19 protein-coding genes are annotated in these 16,842 nt (G+C 71.8%); 10 read left to right on the top strand and 9 right to left on the bottom strand.

Features of this window, described 5'->3' with window-relative positions; genetic code table 11:
• Positions 1 to 12: 12 nt before the first annotated feature.
• Together AC57BS_RS04655 and AC57BS_RS04650 are read left to right on the top strand one after the other, a co-directional pair.
• Positions 13 to 360 carry a hypothetical protein gene (locus tag AC57BS_RS04655; protein ID WP_496410294.1) on the top strand — a complete coding sequence of 116 codons (348 nt, stop codon included), beginning with the start codon at positions 13 to 15 and terminating at the stop codon, positions 358 to 360.
• A gap of 159 nt (positions 361 to 519) precedes the next feature.
• Positions 520 to 1,329: a M48 family metalloprotease gene (locus tag AC57BS_RS04650; protein WP_496410293.1), complete on the top strand. Its 810-nt coding sequence runs from the start codon at positions 520 to 522 to the stop codon at positions 1,327 to 1,329.
• 422 nt (positions 1,330 to 1,751) lie between these two features.
• Here the strand turns inward: AC57BS_RS04650 and mobF are convergent, their stop codons facing one another.
• Positions 1,752 to 7,670 (bottom strand): MobF family relaxase, encoded by a 5,919-nt coding sequence (gene mobF / locus AC57BS_RS04645; protein ID WP_496410292.1) that lies wholly within the window; start codon positions 7,668 to 7,670, stop codon positions 1,752 to 1,754.
• Positions 7,671 to 7,968: 298 nt separating this feature from the next.
• Here mobF and AC57BS_RS04640 point away from each other — a divergent pair, with 298 nt between their 5' ends.
• Positions 7,969 to 8,355 (top strand): hypothetical protein, encoded by a 387-nt coding sequence (locus AC57BS_RS04640; RefSeq protein WP_496410291.1) that lies wholly within the window; start codon positions 7,969 to 7,971, stop codon positions 8,353 to 8,355.
• Positions 8,333 to 8,860, top strand: coding sequence for a hypothetical protein (locus AC57BS_RS04635; protein WP_496410290.1), 528 nt, complete (start codon positions 8,333 to 8,335; stop codon positions 8,858 to 8,860). Before AC57BS_RS04640 ends, AC57BS_RS04635 begins: the two co-directional genes overlap by 23 nt.
• Positions 8,861 to 8,894: 34 nt before the next feature.
• On the opposite strand, the gene AC57BS_RS04630 is transcribed toward AC57BS_RS04635, so the two are convergent.
• From AC57BS_RS04630 to AC57BS_RS04600, 7 genes are all read right to left on the bottom strand, one after another.
• On the bottom strand, positions 8,895 to 9,062 hold the full coding sequence (locus tag AC57BS_RS04630; RefSeq protein WP_496410289.1) for a hypothetical protein: 168 nt from the start codon (positions 9,060 to 9,062) through the stop codon (positions 8,895 to 8,897).
• Positions 9,063 to 9,160: 98 nt separating this feature from the next.
• Complete coding sequence (locus AC57BS_RS04625) at positions 9,161 to 9,511, bottom strand: hypothetical protein (RefSeq protein ID WP_496410288.1); 351 nt, start codon at positions 9,509 to 9,511, stop codon at positions 9,161 to 9,163.
• Positions 9,508 to 9,750 carry a hypothetical protein gene (locus AC57BS_RS04620; protein ID WP_496410287.1) on the bottom strand — a complete coding sequence of 81 codons (243 nt, stop codon included), beginning with the start codon at positions 9,748 to 9,750 and terminating at the stop codon, positions 9,508 to 9,510. Before AC57BS_RS04620 ends, AC57BS_RS04625 begins: the two co-directional genes overlap by 4 nt.
• 91 nt (positions 9,751 to 9,841) lie before the next feature.
• Complete coding sequence (locus AC57BS_RS04615; RefSeq protein WP_496410286.1) at positions 9,842 to 10,075, bottom strand: hypothetical protein; 234 nt, start codon at positions 10,073 to 10,075, stop codon at positions 9,842 to 9,844.
• On the bottom strand, positions 10,072 to 10,368 hold the full coding sequence (locus tag AC57BS_RS04610) for a hypothetical protein (RefSeq protein ID WP_496410285.1): 297 nt from the start codon (positions 10,366 to 10,368) through the stop codon (positions 10,072 to 10,074). Before AC57BS_RS04610 ends, AC57BS_RS04615 begins: the two co-directional genes overlap by 4 nt.
• Before the next feature lie 76 nt (positions 10,369 to 10,444).
• Entirely contained in the window at positions 10,445 to 11,491 is a 1,047-nt protein-coding gene (locus AC57BS_RS04605; protein WP_496410284.1) for a DUF932 domain-containing protein, read from the bottom strand.
• Positions 11,492 to 11,564: 73 nt separating this feature from the next.
• Positions 11,565 to 13,166: a ParB/RepB/Spo0J family partition protein gene (locus AC57BS_RS04600; protein WP_496410283.1), complete on the bottom strand. Its 1,602-nt coding sequence runs from the start codon at positions 13,164 to 13,166 to the stop codon at positions 11,565 to 11,567.
• A gap of 310 nt (positions 13,167 to 13,476) precedes the next feature.
• Between AC57BS_RS04600 and AC57BS_RS04595 the strand changes: the two genes are divergently transcribed.
• The 6 genes from AC57BS_RS04595 (at position 13,477) to AC57BS_RS04570 (ending at position 16,611) form a co-directional block, all read left to right on the top strand.
• Positions 13,477 to 13,932: a hypothetical protein gene (locus tag AC57BS_RS04595; RefSeq protein WP_496410282.1), complete on the top strand. Its 456-nt coding sequence runs from the start codon at positions 13,477 to 13,479 to the stop codon at positions 13,930 to 13,932.
• A 241-nt stretch (positions 13,933 to 14,173) separates the two neighbouring features.
• Positions 14,174 to 14,563, top strand: coding sequence for a single-stranded DNA-binding protein (locus AC57BS_RS04590; protein ID WP_496410281.1), 390 nt, complete (start codon positions 14,174 to 14,176; stop codon positions 14,561 to 14,563).
• A gap of 14 nt (positions 14,564 to 14,577) precedes the next feature.
• Entirely contained in the window at positions 14,578 to 15,606 is a 1,029-nt protein-coding gene (locus tag AC57BS_RS04585) for a DUF4192 domain-containing protein (protein WP_496410280.1), read from the top strand.
• 11 nt (positions 15,607 to 15,617) lie between these two features.
• A complete protein-coding gene (locus AC57BS_RS04580) occupies positions 15,618 to 15,773 on the top strand; it encodes a hypothetical protein (RefSeq protein WP_257424473.1) in 156 nt (51 codons plus the stop codon).
• The gene (locus AC57BS_RS04575; RefSeq protein WP_496410279.1) at positions 15,770 to 16,060 is read left to right on the top strand and encodes a hypothetical protein; all 291 of its coding nucleotides are present in this window, start codon (positions 15,770 to 15,772) and stop codon (positions 16,058 to 16,060) included. Before AC57BS_RS04580 ends, AC57BS_RS04575 begins: the two co-directional genes overlap by 4 nt.
• Complete coding sequence (locus tag AC57BS_RS04570) at positions 16,036 to 16,611, top strand: ATP-dependent DNA ligase (protein WP_496410278.1); 576 nt, start codon at positions 16,036 to 16,038, stop codon at positions 16,609 to 16,611. Before AC57BS_RS04575 ends, AC57BS_RS04570 begins: the two co-directional genes overlap by 25 nt.
• Before the next feature lie 12 nt (positions 16,612 to 16,623).
• Here the strand turns inward: AC57BS_RS04570 and AC57BS_RS04565 are convergent, their stop codons facing one another.
• The gene (locus tag AC57BS_RS04565; protein WP_496410277.1) at positions 16,624 to 16,800 is read right to left on the bottom strand and encodes a hypothetical protein; all 177 of its coding nucleotides are present in this window, start codon (positions 16,798 to 16,800) and stop codon (positions 16,624 to 16,626) included.
• Positions 16,801 to 16,842 lie beyond the last annotated feature (42 nt).

Below are 16,842 nucleotides of genomic sequence, written 5' to 3'. Positions count from 1 at the left end.
GCAACGATGCACGTGAAGGAGCGCTCCGAGGCGATCCAGCGTGCCCAGCGCGCACTCAAGGCGCTCGGCGAGCACCCGCGCTCGAGCAAGAAGGAACTCGGTCACGCGCGCGAGCACGTGAACGCCTGCTACTCCCAAGGCTCCGGCGAGTACGTGTGGAACGCCGTCGCGCAGGTTGAGGCGATGGCCGAACGCCGCTACGGCGTGCCGAGCGCACAGGAGCAGGTTCAGGTGGCGGAGGCGCGTGAGGACATCGAGGAGCCTGCGACAGCCGCCCGCGGCCGCGCAGCGGAGGACCGCGCAATCCCATCGACGTCGTTGACCACGGACGTGGAGCTCGCGCCCACCACATCGCGATGAAGTGGGTGCGACAGGCTCAAATCGCCCTCAGAACGCCGCTGAGACACGCTGAACCACGTCTTGAGGGCACTCTCGGCCCGCTCGGTTGTCAGAGAGCGATTTTGAGCGCCCCTCGTCGCGGCCGCCGCCACCGCCACGTATAGAACGGGGCTGATCCTGTTGGACTCGGCACTACTCCTCACCGTGGCGATCGCCTACCTCGGCGGCGCCTTCTTGGTGATCGCGGCGCTGGCGAAAGCGCTCACGTCCGTGTTCGCCAACTGGCGCACACGCCGTCACGCTGAGCCCGTCAACGACGCGCTGCAATGGCGGGCCGCCGCGGCGATGGCGGCCGCCGCCGCCCTGGCGAACGTCGCGCCGCCGGTGACGGACGTGGTCGCCTACCTCGGCACGCCCCCCGGAGACGACGCGGGCACCGCGGGCGATGGTGGCCTGGCTGTGACCCGCTTCCGGGCCGGGCGGCCGGCCACCGTGGTGTTCGCGCAGGCCGCGCTCACCGGCCTCAGCTGGGCCGCGGCGCAGAGTCTGGCCGCGCACGAGCTCGCCCATGTCATCCGGCGCGAGCGGTCCTCGGCCGCGGCGCGCTACGGCTGGCTGGTTGGCTACCTGGCTCTGATGCTGGCTGGCGCTGGGCTCACCGTCGCCGCCCTGGTGGCTGTGCCCCAGCTGGCCGGCCCTGCCCTGGTGGCCACGATGAGCTCCGCGGTTGCCTTCCTCGCTCTCCAGGTCGCCTTCGACCGGCGCGAGGAGATCGCCGCTGACCTGTTCGCCGTCGACCTGACGCGCGACCTCGAGGCCGCCGCCGAGCTGATGCGGTTCTACGAGGACAACGTCGCCAAGCCCCGGCCGGCCGGTCGTCTCGGCCGAGCGTGGGCGCAGCTCGAGCGCCGCTGGTTCGCGACCCACCCTCACCCGCAGGTTCGGCTCTCTGCGATGCGCCGCCACCTGGTCGACGAGCAGGCCGACTAGCTCTCGACGCCTCTCTCAGTCGCTCTCGCGGCTGCGGCTAACGAGCGCGGCTCGGCCCTCTCGGCGTCGCGGGTGGCGGTGTCGCGAGCAGCGGAGGAAGCCTCCGCGCGGGACTGTTGCTGCTGACGCCAGGCATCTTCGAAGACCTCCAGGGAGGGCGCGGCCCACCCGGGGGACTGCGCGGTCAGGTGGACTGCCAGGCGATGACGGGGAAGCCCGGGGCGGCCGGCGGCGCCGACCAGGCCGACGTACTCGGTCACAAGGTCGTCCGGGGGAGCGCCCTCATAGCCGGCAGCCGCGAGGAACTGCCGTACCTGTGCACGCGTCGCGCGCCGGGGCTGCTTCGTGTCGGGCATGGCACCTTGATCAGCCGGGGACTGGGCCGCCCAAGGCTAGCGACCGGGCCGGGTCGCGACGCGATTTCAGCGGCGCGGAGTGCCGCGGCGGGGCGGCCGCGGACGGTTCACGTCCTGGCGGTCTCGTGCCGCGCCCTGCGACTGGGCCGGAGCCGGGCTGCCTGCGCCGGTGTCGTCGATCGGGATCTCGAGGCGGGACACGATCCGGTACCGCAGGTCCCGGGCGGGGCTGTCGCCGAGCGGCTTCTCAGCAACCAGGCCGCGCGTGGCTGCGCCGACGTCGTGACCCTGCTCGTGGGCTTGCTGCAGCATCGCCGCGGTGGCGGGCCAGTCGCCCTGCTCGAGCAGCCGCGGGTCGAGCTCGCGAGCCAGCGGCGCCCACCGTTCGGCGGGGGTCTTCTCGGCCGCGTCCGTAAGCCGTGCGCGAACCTCGCTGCTGTTGTGCAGCTCGGCCAGTGCAGCCTTGCGCGGGTCGGCATCCCAGTTCTTGACCGCGTCGCGCAGGTCTCGGCGGGACTGCATCTGGGAGAGCTGCAGCCGGGCCCGGACCTGGTTGACGCCCGGCTCCCAGGCGCGGCTCGGGCGGGCCGACAAGATCTTCATGGCCGCCACGCGCGCCTGCTCGGGGGCGAGGTTGTCTAGGCGCTCGGTGAGCAGCTGGTCACCCAGGGACCGGAAGGCCGGCTGGCCGCTGGCCACCGCGGCGGTCAGCGCGGCGGGTCCCCGCTGGGCGAGCAGGTCGGCCGGGTCGAGGCCGTCGGGGAACCGGGCGTAGCCGGGGTCGAGGCCGTGCGGGGTGAGCATCCAGAAGTCCCGCTCGGCGGCGACCTGGCCAGCAAGGTCGGCGTCGGTGGCCACGATCGGGTCGCGGCCGACTGCCGCCAGCTGGGCGGCCTGCTCGTCGGTCAGCGACGTGCCGAGCGGGGCCACGCCGAGGTAGAGCCCGGCGCTGGCCAGCGTGACCGCGACGGCGTCCATCGGGCCCTCGACGATCACCGGGACGGCGCCCTCGTCGAGCAGCTCGTCGACGACGCCGAACAGCTGGGCGCCCTTGTGGAACAGCGGGGTGTCGGCGGTGTTGAGGTACTTCGGACCGCCCTTGTCCGCGTCGGTGAGATCGGGCCGGCGGCGGCCGACGAAGCCGAGCACCTCGCCCTGGTGGAGCACCGGGAACATCACGCGGTCGCGGAACCGGTCGATGAGGCGGCCGGTGCTGGCCTCGGTCGCAACCCCGGTGGCCACCACTTCGGCGTCGCTGACGCCGCGGCCGCGCAGGTGGTCGACCAGATTGGTCCACCCGGCCGGCGCCTGCCCGGGGCGGAACCGCTCGTCGCCGGCGAGGTCGACCCCGAACCGGCCGGTGAGGTAGTCGCGGCCCCACGAGTCGGCGAACCGGGCCTCGAAGAAGGCCTGCGCCGTGTCATTGATCTCGAGCATGCGCTCACGCGAGACGGGGGAAGAGTGCCACTCGTCAGCTCGCTGGTACATGAGCCGGAGGTCGGCCTCGGTGGGCTCCAGCCGGGTGCCGCCGAGGTCGCGGATGTAGGCGGCGAGGGTGAGGTCGGGTTCGACGTACTGGTCCTCGTCGACGTCGACCGGGTCGCCAGCGGCGGCGTCGACCAGGTGCTCGTCGACCAGGTCGACGGGCGACTCCGGCTCCGGGCCGGGGTCCTCCGTGAGCGGCCAGTCGGCCCAGTCGGGGTCGGTGGCGTGGTCGACGACCGTGGCCGGGTCGGGCTCAACGCCCTCCCACAGGTCCTCGGGAGGCTCCTCGAAGTGGTACTCCTGCGCGTGCTCGTCGGGGGCGGTCTCCAGCGCGATCGAGGTCCGCCACACCAGTGCCTGGCACTCGTCGACGCCGTCCCAGCCATCGCTCGGCATCGCCCGCCCGGCACCCAGCAGGGCCTCGATCTGCCAGCCGCGCTGCACGCCGTGGTCCACGTTCGACACCAACGCGGGCCACCATGTGCTGGCCTGGATGCTCGCGGCCCGCTCGGGACCGAACAGGTCCACCAGCCGCGGAGTCCAGTCGGCGGTGACGCCCTCACCGTGGGAACCGTCGCCGATCTGGGCGGCAACGGCCGGCGTGAGCTGACGGGCCATGCGCCACCACACCGCGGCCGCAGCGTGCTCGTCGGGCAGCGCCCCGGCTGGGTGGTCGGGCGCGGTGGCGGTGCGCAGCAGCTGGTGGGCGGTGACGCCGGCGCGCGACATCGCGGCGAGCCGCTCGGCCAGCAGCGGCGTGAACTCGTCCTCGCGGACCTGCGGGGCCAGCGAGTAGAGCAGCTGACGCCATTCCTTGAGCGCCGGGGTGTGGTCGCCGGTGACAGCGCGGTTGAGCTGCCGCTGCCAGGTCGCGGGAGCCTTCTGCAGCTGCGGTGCACCGGTCGGCCGCCTGTCGTCGACGGGGACCTGCATCGCGGCCCGCCAGACCTCGACGTCGGCCAACGTCGAGGTCTCCGGCCGGATGCCGTTCTGCGCCCACACCGGCAGTGCGCCCGTTCCGGCCTGCTCGGTCGCCCGCGTGCGGACCTGATCGGAGAGCTCGGTGACCAGGTGCGCACGCTGAGCGAGGTAGGCACCCCAGTGCGGGTCCTCGGACAGGCGGCCCGGAACCGCGGGCATCCACGGCAGCGGGCCAGCGCCGGCGTTGCGCAGTCCGGAGGCGTCCAGTCGCCAGTCGAGGACCGCGGCGCGGTCGTGCGCGCTCTCCAGCTCGCGGTCGCCGGCGGCCGCCCGGAGCGCGTCGACGGGGTTCTCCCCGGCCGCGCCGAGCAGCAGCAGATGGGCCCGCAGGGTCGGCCAAGCAGCCTCGTCGGATAGCCCTGGCACGAGCGTGTCGACCGCGTTGTCCAAGGCATCGACCATGTTGACCGGGGTGCCGTCGGCGCCGGTGAAGGTGTCGTGGCGCAGCAGGTCCTCGGCGGCGACGTAGAGGCTGTCGAGGTAGCGCTGGGAAGCGTCGCCGAGCCGGGTGGCCGGGTCGGCCTGCTCGCGGATCAGGCTTGTCGCGGACCGCGGCGCGTCGTCGCGGGCCAGCATCGACTCGAGGATGTCGGTCGAGGTGAGCGGCCGGACGAGCGTCGGGTGGATCACCGAGTGCGGGTCGCCGTCGCCGACGACCTCGAGGTAGACGTGGTTGGCGAGAGCTCCGCGGGTCATCATCGTGTAGAGCTGCTGGCGCGACTCGGTGCCGGTGGCCAGCCCGTGCATGCTGTCGGCGGTAACGCCCTGAGCGGTGTGCACCGTGCAGGCGTAGCCCAGCTCGGTGGCCTTGGCGACGTAGTCGCTGGGCAGACGGACTGTGCGACCGTGGCGGGTGTGCTGGACGGTCAGATCGCCACCGTCGTGGATCTCCAGCACGCTCCAGCGGTCACCGTTCTTCACCCAGTCGGTAGCCGACGTCCGAAGCCGACGGTCGTTCTCGCGGGTGATGATCAGTTCCCCGACCGAGGCCTCGTTGCCGTCGGCGAGCCGGCGAGTAGGGCCTACCTCTGCGGGGTCGACGCCGTCCAGGCGGTGCGCGCGGGCCTGCTGGTTCAGCTCGCTGACCAGGTCGCGGGTGGGGGCGAGCATGATCGCGTCGAGCCCCTCGGCGCGGTCGGCCTGCCAGGCCGCGAACACGTCCTCGGTCATGGTGGCCAGGTCGCCGACGTGGACGCGGTCCCGGTCGAGGTAGAAGCCCAGTGCCTCCGTCTTGCCCTCGCGCAGAGCGAGCGAGGCGGCGCCCTCAGCGGGGTCCTTGAACCGGACGAGCTCGGTCAGCTGCAGCGCTCCGTGGGTGGCCTGGATGTCGCGCAGAACGCCGCCGGCGCCGATCGCGGACAGCTGCTGGTCGTCGCCGATCAGACGAACGCTGCCGCCGCGTTCGAGGATGAAGTCCACGGCGGCGTCCAACGACAGGGTGTCGGCCATGCCGGCCTCGTCGATGACGACGAGGGTCGACGAGTCGATGCCGGCGACCCAGTCCGGGAGCGCCGCGCCACTCTGGGCGGCCTCCTGCAGCGAGTGGGTCAGCTTGGCCAGGGTGTCGGTCTGGGTGTCGATCTGGGAGCGCAGGGCGGCCGCGGCCGCGGCCGAGGGCGCGAGGCCGATGATCGTTCCGCCGCCGTCAGCCCATGCGGAGGCGAGGGCACGCATCGCGGTGGTCTTGCCTGATCCCGCGGGCGCGATCGCCAGCTGGAGCCGTGCCCCGGAGGTGGCCATCTCCCTGACCAGGGTGGCCTGTCCGGCGTTGAGGGTGATGCCGTTGGCGGTCGACTCGAGCAGGGCCAGGTCGACCGAGGCCGGCTCCACGGCGTATCCGTCGTGGCGGCCCGCGGCGTCGACCAGGCGCTGCTCGGCGGCCAGCACCTTGCTCGAGGTGAACAGGTGGACCCCGCCCACGGTGTAGACCGAGGAGCCGTCGACGCGGCGCAGCTCGTCCGGTTCGATGATCGAGTCGAGCGGCTGAGTGATGCGCACCGACTGACCGTCGAGCACGTCTTCCACCAGCATCGAGACCAGCTGATCGGCTTGGTCCGAGGGCACGTCGACGGCCCGGACCTGGCGCTGTGCTTCGGCGTAGACGTGCCAGTACTGCCAGGTGGAGCGGGCCCCTTCCATCGTCGAGATGATCTGGCTGATTGTCTTGGCGAACCATGCGGAGTCAGTCAGCGGCGCCCGGGGCCCCTTCGGGTTCAGCGCCTGGTGGATCATCTGGTCGATGCGCTGCGGGGTGCCGAGAACGTCGAGCGCTTCGCGGCGCCACGCCTGACGCTGCTCGGCGAGCGAGCGCGGCTCGTGCTTGGCCTCGCGGGTCTCGAGCGTCGCCTGCTGGGACAGCTGGATGGTCTCCACCGGCGTCGGAGGACGGCCGTGGGTGGCCTGAAAGTCGGCAGCCAGTTCCTTGCGTCGCGCCTCCACGCTGGCGCGGCGCTTCGAGAACCGGGTGTTCAGCTCGGGGTCGACGCCGGTGATCTCCCGGATGGGACGCTTGCGGGCGTCGGGGTTCGGACGCTCGGCGAACTGGACGCCGAGCGCCTGGGTGAGGTGCCGCTCGAGGGCGGTGTTGTAGGTCTCGGATGCAGAGACCTTTGCCTTGAACATGAGCCGGCCGTCGATGGCCAGCCACTTGCCGTCGAGCGTCTGGACCTTGTTCGCCACCGCGACGTGGGTGTGCAGATCGGGGTCGCCGGCGCGGGAGTCGCGATGCGTGAAGGCGGTGGCGACCAGGCCGCGGACGTTGACCTGGCGCACGCCGTTGGTGCCCTCACGGGTGAACAGAGCCTTCTTCTCGATGAAGTCCAGCGCGTCCTTGATGGCCGCCTGGTGGCAGCGCTCGATCACCGCGGCGGTCTTCGGGTCGGAGATCGCCCACAGCACCGAGACGCTCTTGACCGGCGAGAACGTCAGGTCGTAGCCCGCCACAGCGTTGGTCTTCGGGCGGGAGTGCTTGGCGATCGCGGCCGCCAGCTCGCGGGCGTCGGCGGGCTCGCGGCCGTGCTCGGCACGGAAGAACTCGGTGCCGACCTCGGTGCGGATCCTGGCCCGGTCGGCCGCGGGGACCGGCCAGTCGCCGGGCAGGCCGGCGGCCTCGTTGAGGGCCGCGATGCGCTTGGCGACCTCGATCCGGAACGGGCTGATGTCGTTCTCGTAGACCTTGTACGGGGTGCCGAGACGGACGGCGCTCTTGTAGTCAGCCTCGGTAGGCCGGTCGACTCCGTCGCGGCCGATGCGCAGGTCCAGTTCCTTGGTCCGCTGGGTGGCCAGCGGGTGGTGGCCCGAGCCGAACAGGCTCTGCATGTGGTCGGCGGTGACGATGTCGCCGGCGTCGAGGCCTTCGAGCCCCTCCAGGCCGGAGCCGACCCACACGCCGGGGGTCTCGCCCTTCTCGGTGTAGTAACTCGCCAGCCCGGTGTGGCCCTTGTCGGTGGCGTCCATCGCTGCGACCTGGCGGGTCAGGTAGTCGTACCCCGACCCCGCCGTCAGCTTGTGGAGGCTCATCGTCACGGTCACCTACGTGCGATCGGGCATCCGCTGCGATCACTTCCGGCCGGATTTCTTGTGTGTTCTTTCTATTCGACAAACCGAGAATGCACTAGGTGTGTGGCACTTGGTCGGTCGCGGAAATCTGGGGGGACGCTGAGAGGCGTGGGTGACGGCTGGGGCGTCGGGTTCGGATCGGGTGGGCTGGATGGGTCGAGGGAGCGGGTTTGAAGGTTTCTGCGGTTCGGTGATCGCTCGGGGTCGGGGAAATGTCGTAGGTGACTGTCAGAGTCCATGTCGACAGAGTGAGGACCGGATGAGTCAGCAGACGATCAAGCAGCAGGCGAGGCGTACGGCGCGGGAGATGGCCGATAGGCGGCGGCGCGAGCGCGAGGAGCGGGAGCGTCGCGTGATCGACCTGGCCGAGCGGGTCATGGTCGCGATCGGTGAGCGCGACGCGGCGGTGGCCGAGACCGAGAAGCGAGCCGGTGAGGCGCTGCGGGAGTTGACCGAGCGCGAGGGCCTGTCCCTGGGCGAGGCCGTCGAGTGGTGCGGCGAGACGATCACCGTGCGCGAGGCGACGCGACTGCGGCGGCTCGCCAGTGAGCCGCAGGCAGGCGACGACGGCGACCAGGGCGGCGACGGCGCGGCGCTGGCGAACGCTGGGAGTGGGGGAGCGGGTGCCGGTTCGTCGGCTGGATGACGCCGGCCTCGCGGCGGTCGCGGCAGCGATCACCGATTCGGCCGTGCTCGCGCGGTACCGGGCGAAGGTCGCCACGGTGCCGGGGAGCGAGTGCCTGTGGTGGACCGGAGCGGTTGCCGGGCGGTCCGAGCGCGAGGGCACGGACGGCGGAGGGCATGGCCGGTTCTGGCACGCGCCGGGACGGGTGATCATCGCGCACCGGTTCGCTTTCGCGGTGATGCACGGCGTGGACACGCTCGCGGAGGCGCGGCTGCTCGGGCACCGCTGTCACAACCCGCTGTGCCAGCGGATCGCACCGGATCACGTCGTGGTGTCGAGCGCGGCGCAGAACCGCCGGGAGTGGTCGGTGCAGCGACGGCTGCCTTACAGCCCGCTGGCCGACCCGCGCGGGCCGCGACGGCGGGCGCGGGAACTGCGCGACCTCGCGCGTGAGGACCCGCAGCTGGTGGCCGACGACCTCGCGCGGCTCCAGGAGCTGCTAGGAGACCAGCTGACCCTGTGGTGAGGCCGCTGCGGGAGGTGCCGCGCTCACCACAGGGTCACACCTCGTGAGCGGTCGTGTGGAAGGTGAGAGAGGAGACCTGCCCGTCCTTGGGGACGCGCGCGGTGTGGTCGGGGCACAGGTGCCCGCCGTCGCGGCTGGTCCTCCGCTCCGGGAGGTCGGCCCGATCGGCGGTGAGGAACAGGTCGCCTTGGTCCAGCCGCACCTTGGTGGCGGCGCGACAGGCTGAACGGTGCCCGGGCTTCCCTCCGATGAAGTCGCAGGTGAATTACGCGGACTGGTAGGCGGGCAGGGCGTGGACGCTCACGCGGGTTCCCCGTCCAGGAGCCGCCCGAGCGTCTCCCACAGGTCGAGGTAGCCGTCAGCGTCCTCGGGTGACTGCTCGCCCCACTTGGCGTGAAGGGCGCGGATGCGGTCGAGTCGGTCGAGGCGGTCGGGGAGCGCGTCACGGGCGGCGGCGATGAACTCGACGTCGGCGGCGTGGCCGGTGGTCTTGAGGCCAAGCCGGTGGTCGTGGCCGGTGTAGTAGGCCACGAGGGTGTTGTCGGGCAGCAGGGCGGCGGTGGCGGTGGCGCGGATCTTGTCACCGTCCGGAGTCCAGGGGCCGGGGGTGGCGCGTGCCTCCAGCGCGCGCAGGGCGGCGTCGTCGCTCATGCGGGCTGGTCCTCCCGGGCGGCGAGGTCGAGGCGTCCCGATGCGGCGGTCGCCACGGCGGTGATCCGCGCGGCGAGCGCCCGCAACTCGGCGGGCGTGCCCTGGATCGCGACCACGTCGTCACCGGCGAGGGTGAGGGCCGGCTGACGGTGCTCACCGGCTCCCACCCAGTCCTCGCCGGGGGTAAACACCTGGACGCTGGTCTCCCGAGCGGCCAGCCACTCGATGTGCGCGCTCATGGGGTCACCTCGGCGGGCGCGGTGCCGATGAGGCGGCGCTGGTCGCGCTCGCTGATCACCGTCGTGGTTGAAGCTGCGTCGTTGGTCATGACTACTCCTGTTCGGTGGTGCGGTGGGTGTGCTCGGCGTGCAGGGCGTCCAGCGCCGTGGCGACGCTGGACAGGGCCGCGTCCAGGTGGGCGCGGGCGGTCTCGGGGGTCCAGCGGCGTACGTCGCGCAGCCGGTGCTCGATCACGATCAGGTCGCAGGCCGTCTCGCTGAGGGTGTGCCGGTCCTTGGCGGCGCTGGCCTCGACGTCGGCGGGCGTGGCGGTCGGCTGGCTCATCGCAGGACGTCCTCGACTGCGCGGCGCTTGGCCTCGTCGAGCGTGCGGGTGTCGATCGCCCAGTGCTGCCCGTAGCCGCCGTCGATGTCGGCGTAGAACCCCGGGGCGAGGTAGGTCGCGTGGTCGCCGGGCGTGATCCGGATCAGGTACGTGCGCCCATGGGCGTGGACGCTGGCGATGTGCGCGGTCCAGCGCCCCGGCCAGCGGTCGTCGGCGTCTGCGGTGTGCCACTCCACCGGCGTGCTGTCGGGCGTCGTCGGGGCGGCGCTGGCGTGGGTGGTCGTGTCGGTCATGGCTCCTACTTCGGTTGGGCCGGTGGCGGGCCGGACTCGGGGTCTCAGCCCGCCACCGGAGGAACTGGCGGAACGGTCAGGCCGGGGCGAGCGCGGTCCAGGCGCGGCGCTTGATCCGGTCGGGGTCGTCGCTGGTGAGCACGCGCGTGGCGCGGGCGGTGTGCTCGTCGCCCTTGGTGCGGACCGGGGCGTAGTGGTCGACGTACTCAGCCACGGCCTGGTAGCCGGCCCACGCGGTGTCGCGGATGCCGGCCTGCGTGTCGGCGTCGGCGAACAGCCAGTGCAGTCGGGAGCGACGGCGGCGCTCGGTCTCGCGGACTCGCTTGGTGGCGTTGCCCTCGGCCTCGCCGAACGTGGCGTCGATCAGGGCGTCGAACGCGGCGTCGGTCATGGTCTGCTGGATCAGCCGCTCGGCCTCGACCTGGAACGCGTCGACGTAGGTGAAGGTCAGCCCGAGCGCGTCGCGGGCAGCCTGCACGGCGGCCTTGGCGTTGCGGGTGTGCCGGATCGAGAACGACGACTCGTGGTTGCGCAGGGCCGCGCTCTGAGTGTTCGCGCAGACGACGCGGACCGGGGTGACGAGGATGCGGAACGCGCTGGTGCCGTCGTGGCTGTTGAGCGCGGCGATGCTGAGGTCGACGCGGTCGGTGCCGCCGACCGTGAGCGAGTTCGGCAGCTGCATGGTGATGAACACCTGCCGAACGCCGCGCAGTGACCCGGCGGTGTCGAAGATCGCGCCCGACTCGTCGGCCAGCAGGTTCAGGAACTCGGCGTGGTCCTCGTTCTGCAGCGGGGTGTAGCCGCCGCCGACGACGCCGAGCGCTTCCGGTGCTCCGGTGAACGGGTTGGTGCGCACCGTGGCGAAGCCGGGGACCTCGATCGGGGTGACACCGCCCTCGCTGACCTCGGCGGTGGTGAGCGGCAACTTGCGGACGTCCCAGCCGCCCAGGTGGCCGAGCCTCATGGCTTCCTCGGCGGTGAACGCGCGGTCGCGGACGGTGGTGCCCAGGCGGTGCCAGGCGTCCTTGCGGGCGAAGACGGCTGCGGCCTGCGTGCCGTGGGTCTCGATCTCGTGTGACATGTCGGGGTCCTCCGGGTAGCGGATCAAACGAACTGAGCTCATTCTATGGTTTCTATTCTACTGAGGGCGGTTCTCCACAGGAAGAACCGCCCTCAGATGGGGGGAGGGGAGCCGGTCAGGCGGCGCTGTCGCTGGCCTCGTCGGGGTCGTCGTCGCTGTCGTCCTCGGTGCTCGGCTGCGGCTCCTCGCCGAGCAGGATCCGCTCGACCTCGCTGGGCTGGTAGCCCCACTCCACGAGCGCACCGAGCACGCGGGCGTCCCACGCGGTCGGGTTGCGCCACGAGTGCTTGCCGGTCGTGGCCTCCCACGCGGCGACGATCGCGGCGAGGGTGGTCATGGCCGCGGCCTTCGGCGTGCTCGCCTTGGTCGTGATCTTGTGGCATTCCTCGTACCCCGCGCCGTAGTAGCCGGTCGGGACGTCGACCCCGAGCAGCGTGAAGAGCATCGGGTGCCGGTGGTCCATCGCCTTGCTCAGCGAGTGGTGGCCGGTCACGACGGCCTCGCAGATCAGGGCTTCGGCACCCTTCGGGGCGGTCTTGCGGGCCACGAACGTGGCCAGCCACTCGCGGCGCACCGTCTCCGCGCTCGCCCAGGCCTTGTTGTTGGCGATCACGCGGCGGCGCTCCTCGCGGCGGGCCTCGGCCTCCTCCTCGCTCTCGCCGCCCTCGTCCGCGCTGGCGGTGCTGCTGGGCCCGCCGCCGCGACGACGCAGGCCGGACGCGTCGAGGTCGGTGACGACCCACACCGGCACGTACTGCTGGTAGGGCTCGGCGGGCTCGTCGTCCTCGTGCTCCTCGTCGCTGTCGTCCTCGTGCTCCTCGTCGCTGTCGTCCTCGTGCTCCTCGTCGTACTCGTCCTCGGGGTAGACCCACTCCTTGACGACCTGGAGGCGAGCGCCGGGAACGTTGGGCCACTCCTCCTCGGGCAGCGACTCGCCGTCCTCGGCGACCAGCCGCTCGATGCGCAGCACCTCGTCGGCCTCCGCGACCTCCTCGGCGCTCAGCACCGGCAGACCCTCGGCGCGCAGCCGCTCGACCTCGGCGGCGTCGGCCTCGCGCTCGGCGGCCTCGTCGCGCAGCCGCTGGGCCTCGTGCGTGAGCGAGCGACGCCACCGCTTAGCATTCTCCAGGCGCTCGACGGCCTCGGGGTCGTGCTCGAACTCGGCGAAGGTCGCGGCCTCCTCCAACGTCAGGTCACCGGAGTCGAGCCGGTTGCGGCTCTGGTCGGCCTTGGTGACCACCAGGGCGGCGTTCACGGTCGGGCGGTCGATGCTGGTGCGCTTGGCGATCTGCGCGGCGCTCACGCCGAGCAGGGCCAGCTGCTCCACGCCAGCGACGATCTCGGCCTCACGCATCCCGGCGCGGTGGATGTTCTCCACCATCTGGTCACCGATCCGGTCGGCGTCGGCGGGCTGGGGGACGACGCGGGCAGGGATCAAGCCGGTGGGGGTGCCGACCTCGGCGGCGGTGACGGTCCGGCGCTGGCCACGCAGCAGGACGTACTGGCCGTCCTCGTTGCGGTAGACCGTGACGACCTCCAGCACACCGCGCTCCTTGATCGACTTGCGGAACTCCTTGTGGTCGGCGCGCAGGTCGGTCCGGACGTTCGTGCCGATGATGATCTCGGCGGGGTCGAGGTACAGGAACTCCTCAGCCTGGACGGCCTTGGAGGCCTCGTCGGTGGCGGTCGCGGCGGGGGTCTGGATGGTGTCGGTCATGCGGCTGTCCTCCATGAGTAGAATAGAAAGAACTGACAGGACTAAGTCTCCCAACGGGGGCCGACGCCTACCGGGACACAGGGCGGACCTGTGGAAAGGTGGGCACCCGGCGAGGGTGGGGAAAACCCGGCCTCACCGGGCGCGGACTCCGCTGCGGCGGCGCGGCGCAGCTGCACCTCGTAGCTGGCTGGAACGGAAGGAATCGAGCGAGGGTGGGAACGGCTGCGCAGGGGCCCGACCGGGAATGCAGCGGCGTTGGTGTTAGCCGCTGCAGCTCGACGCCGGCGGAGAAGACCAGGGGAGTGATCAGGTGACGAGCCAGACCACGATCCCGGTCGGGATCTACTGGAAACCCGGCGTGTGGGACCTCGCACGATCGGCCTACCTCGCAGACCTGGACACCGATGCCGGCTCACCCGGCTCGTTCGTTGGCTGGCTCGCCCAGGCGCTCGAGCTCCACGCCCGGCGCTCACCGCAGCAGCGGGCCGAGCTCGCGGCCGCGGGCGAGAACCATCCCGCCCTGGTCAGCGTGACCCGCAAGAACTTCAACAAGAAGCACGACCTGCCCGCCTCGACCATCGAGGCGGTCGAAGACGCGCTCGTGGCCGACCGTCAGGAGCTCGGCCGGATGCTCGCCCGTTCGGTGTTCGCCCAGGAGGCAGTGATCGTCGCGGCCGAGGAGGCCCGCCGGCGCCTGGGCCGCGAGCTGCCGCCGCCGCCGCAGAAGCTCAGCAACCGACCGCCGCGGCGCCGGCCTGCCCGGTAAGCCGGCGAGGACGACGCCGGCAGTTTGGGCCGGCACCTGGTCCTAGCGTGCTTCCCAGCGCCCCGATCCGATGCCCGAGAGCCGGTCGGGGCGCTTCTGCGTGCCCTAGGCCCGCTGCACGGCCAGCCGCGCTCGTCGAGCGGTGGAAACGACTTCGGCCGATGTGATCGCTGCCAGGCCTGGATGACACGTAGGTGACTGCGGGACCCATCAACGTCTCGCAGTCACCCAGGAGGAAGCCATGTCCACCACCGTCACCTTCGCCGGCAACCTGGCCGAGGCACCGGAGCTGCACCACACCCGGGAGAGCAAGCCGTTCGTCACCTGCCGCGTCCTGGTCAACCGCCGGGTCCAGAACGACCAGGGGGAGTGGGTCAGCGACGAGCCCACCGCCCACAACGTCAAGATCTTCGGCTCGGCCGCCACGCACGTACACGACAGCTGCGGATCCGGTGACCCGATCTTCGTCCACGGCCTCGAGCGCACCGAGAGCTGGCCGCACAAGGAGACCGGCGAGAAGCGCACCAAGGACGTCGTGGTCGTCGACAACCGCTTCGGCGAGGTTGGCATCTCGCTCAAGTACGTGTCCGCGCGCATCGACCGCGCCCCGCACGCGGCCCAGGCCAGCTGAGGAGGTTCGCTCCGATGGATCTCGTCGTTCAGTCCCCGGACGAGCTGCTCGCCGCGGTGCCGCACGTCCTCGGCTTCAAGCCCGAGGAGTCGATCGTCCTGGTGCCCTTCCGGCCCGGGCTGCCTATCACCCGCGTTGACCTGCCCCGGACCGCCGCCGATCGCGAGGAGGTCTGGGACGCACTCAGCGGCCCGTACGGCCGCCACGCCCGGCCCGGTGCCCGCCTGGCCATCATCTGCATCACCGAGGACCGCCGCAGCGCCGAGCTGGCCAGCCAGCACCTGTCCAACCGTCTCCAGGACGTCGGCATCACCACCCGAATCAGGCTGTGGTCCGACGGCGAGCGCTGGCGCGAGTTCAACACCGGCCAGACCGGGCTGCAGACCCCGTCGACCGCTGAGCGGATCGCGGCCGCGACCGTGCTCACCGGCGCCGCCCAGCCGGCCGCCAGCCGCGAGTCCCTGGCCGACTCGATGGTCGGCGACCGCGAGCCCATCGCCCAGCTGCTCCCCGCGGCTCGAGCAGCGGCCGCGGCCAGCACACCCGCTGCGGAGCGGGACTGGGCCCTGGACCGGCTCGAGCAGTTCCACGCCGACGGCAACCGGCTCTCCGACGTCGACGGCGCGCGGATGCTGGTGGCTCTGGAGACGATCAGCACCCGGGACGCGCTCTGGGAGGACATGAGTCGGGAGAACTCCACCTCCTACATGGCCATCTGGACCGACCTCACCCGCCGCGGCCCGGACGAGGTCCGCGCGGCGCCGGCGTCCATGCTCGGCTTCGCCAGCTGGCTGCACGGCGACGGCGCCAAGGCGTGGTGCGCGCTCGACCAGGTGCCCGTCGACCGGCCCTACTCCATGGCCGCCATCGTCGCCTCGGCCTTGCAGAACGGCATCCACCCCCGCGAGTGGGAGCGATACCAGACCCAGATGCGCGACATCGCCGCCGACCTCGACGAGTCCTTTGTCCCCAAGCCACCCGGCCAGCAGCGCGACATCCCGGGCACGCAGCCCGTCACCGACCGCCCGGCCCCAGGCCGCTGAGGAGGACCGCGATGAACCACGACGACGACACCCCGGTGCAGCACAGCGCGACCGAGCGACAGCTGCGACGCCTGGTCGTGCCCGAGCCCGCAGCTTACGCCGCCGACAAGCGTCTTGACGTCATCCACGAACCCGACCTCGACCTGCTGTGGGGAGGCCAGGAATGAGCACCCCTCGCACCGACGTCGACGAATGGGTGCTCGCGAGCGCGGCGGAGGCCGCCCGGAATGTTGCACGCCACGGCGTGCCCATCACGTGGTCGGAGGCAGCGGAACGGCTGCGACGCACCGTCGAACTGTTGTCCGGGCCGGTTTTCGTCATCGACGACGGTGGCACGTTCACAACCGCGGCCGCCGCCGGCGGCCACCAGCTCAGCTGGCGCCTGCGGCCTTTCTGGCCTTCGACCTACTGGCCGCCGACAACGCCGACGTGCGGGGGGAGCCGTTGCGGGTGAGGCGATCGCTTCTCGAGCAGCTCGCCGGGACTTGGCAGCCGCCGCTGCAGTTGACCCCGCAGACCGCCGACCCCGCCCAGGCGAGGCGGTGGCTGGAGGCATACGCCGCGGCCGACGTCGGCGTTGAGGGCCTGGTCGCAAAGGGCGCCAACCAGCGATACCTCCCCGGCCAGCGAGGCTGGGTGAAGCTGCGGATCCACAACACACGGGAGGCCACCGTCGGAGCAGTCATCGGTCCTGTCGAGCAGCCGGTGCGGCTGATCCTCGGCCTGGTCGACGCCGCCGGCCGCCTACGGGTTGCCGGTGCGACCCATCCCCTCAGCGCACGGGAGTCGGCCGAGCTCGCCGCAGTCCTCGTCGGCGCCGACGACCACCCGTGGCCGGCAGAACTCAGCACCCGCCAACTGGGCCGGTTCAGCCGCGAGCCCGTGGCGATCACCCGAGTCACGCCCACAGTGGTCGTCGAGGTCGAGGCAGACACCGCATTTGAGCACGGACGGTGGCGGCATCTCACCCGCTACCGCCGACTGCGCCTTGACCTCTCCAGCTGAGGATCGACCCCCTCAGCGGTCGACGCGGAGCGAGAGGGTGCGCCGGCCCGGCCGCAGCTGCTCCTGGATGCCCTCGAGCGCATCCTCGTAGGTCGCCCCGTCGGCCTCGATCCCGTCGCGGCAGCTCGTAGCCGCCGCGATGGTCCGGGGGGCCGACCTAGCGCCCCACTTCCGCAGGGGTCCCGTCACGTCTGGTTGGCCGGAGTCCGCCCCACCTGGGCGTGGGAGTGG

The organism is Nocardioides sp. BGA-UO-ETr-FS32 (assembly GCF_059567905.1).
This window is presented reverse-complemented; position numbering and strand designations above follow the sequence as displayed.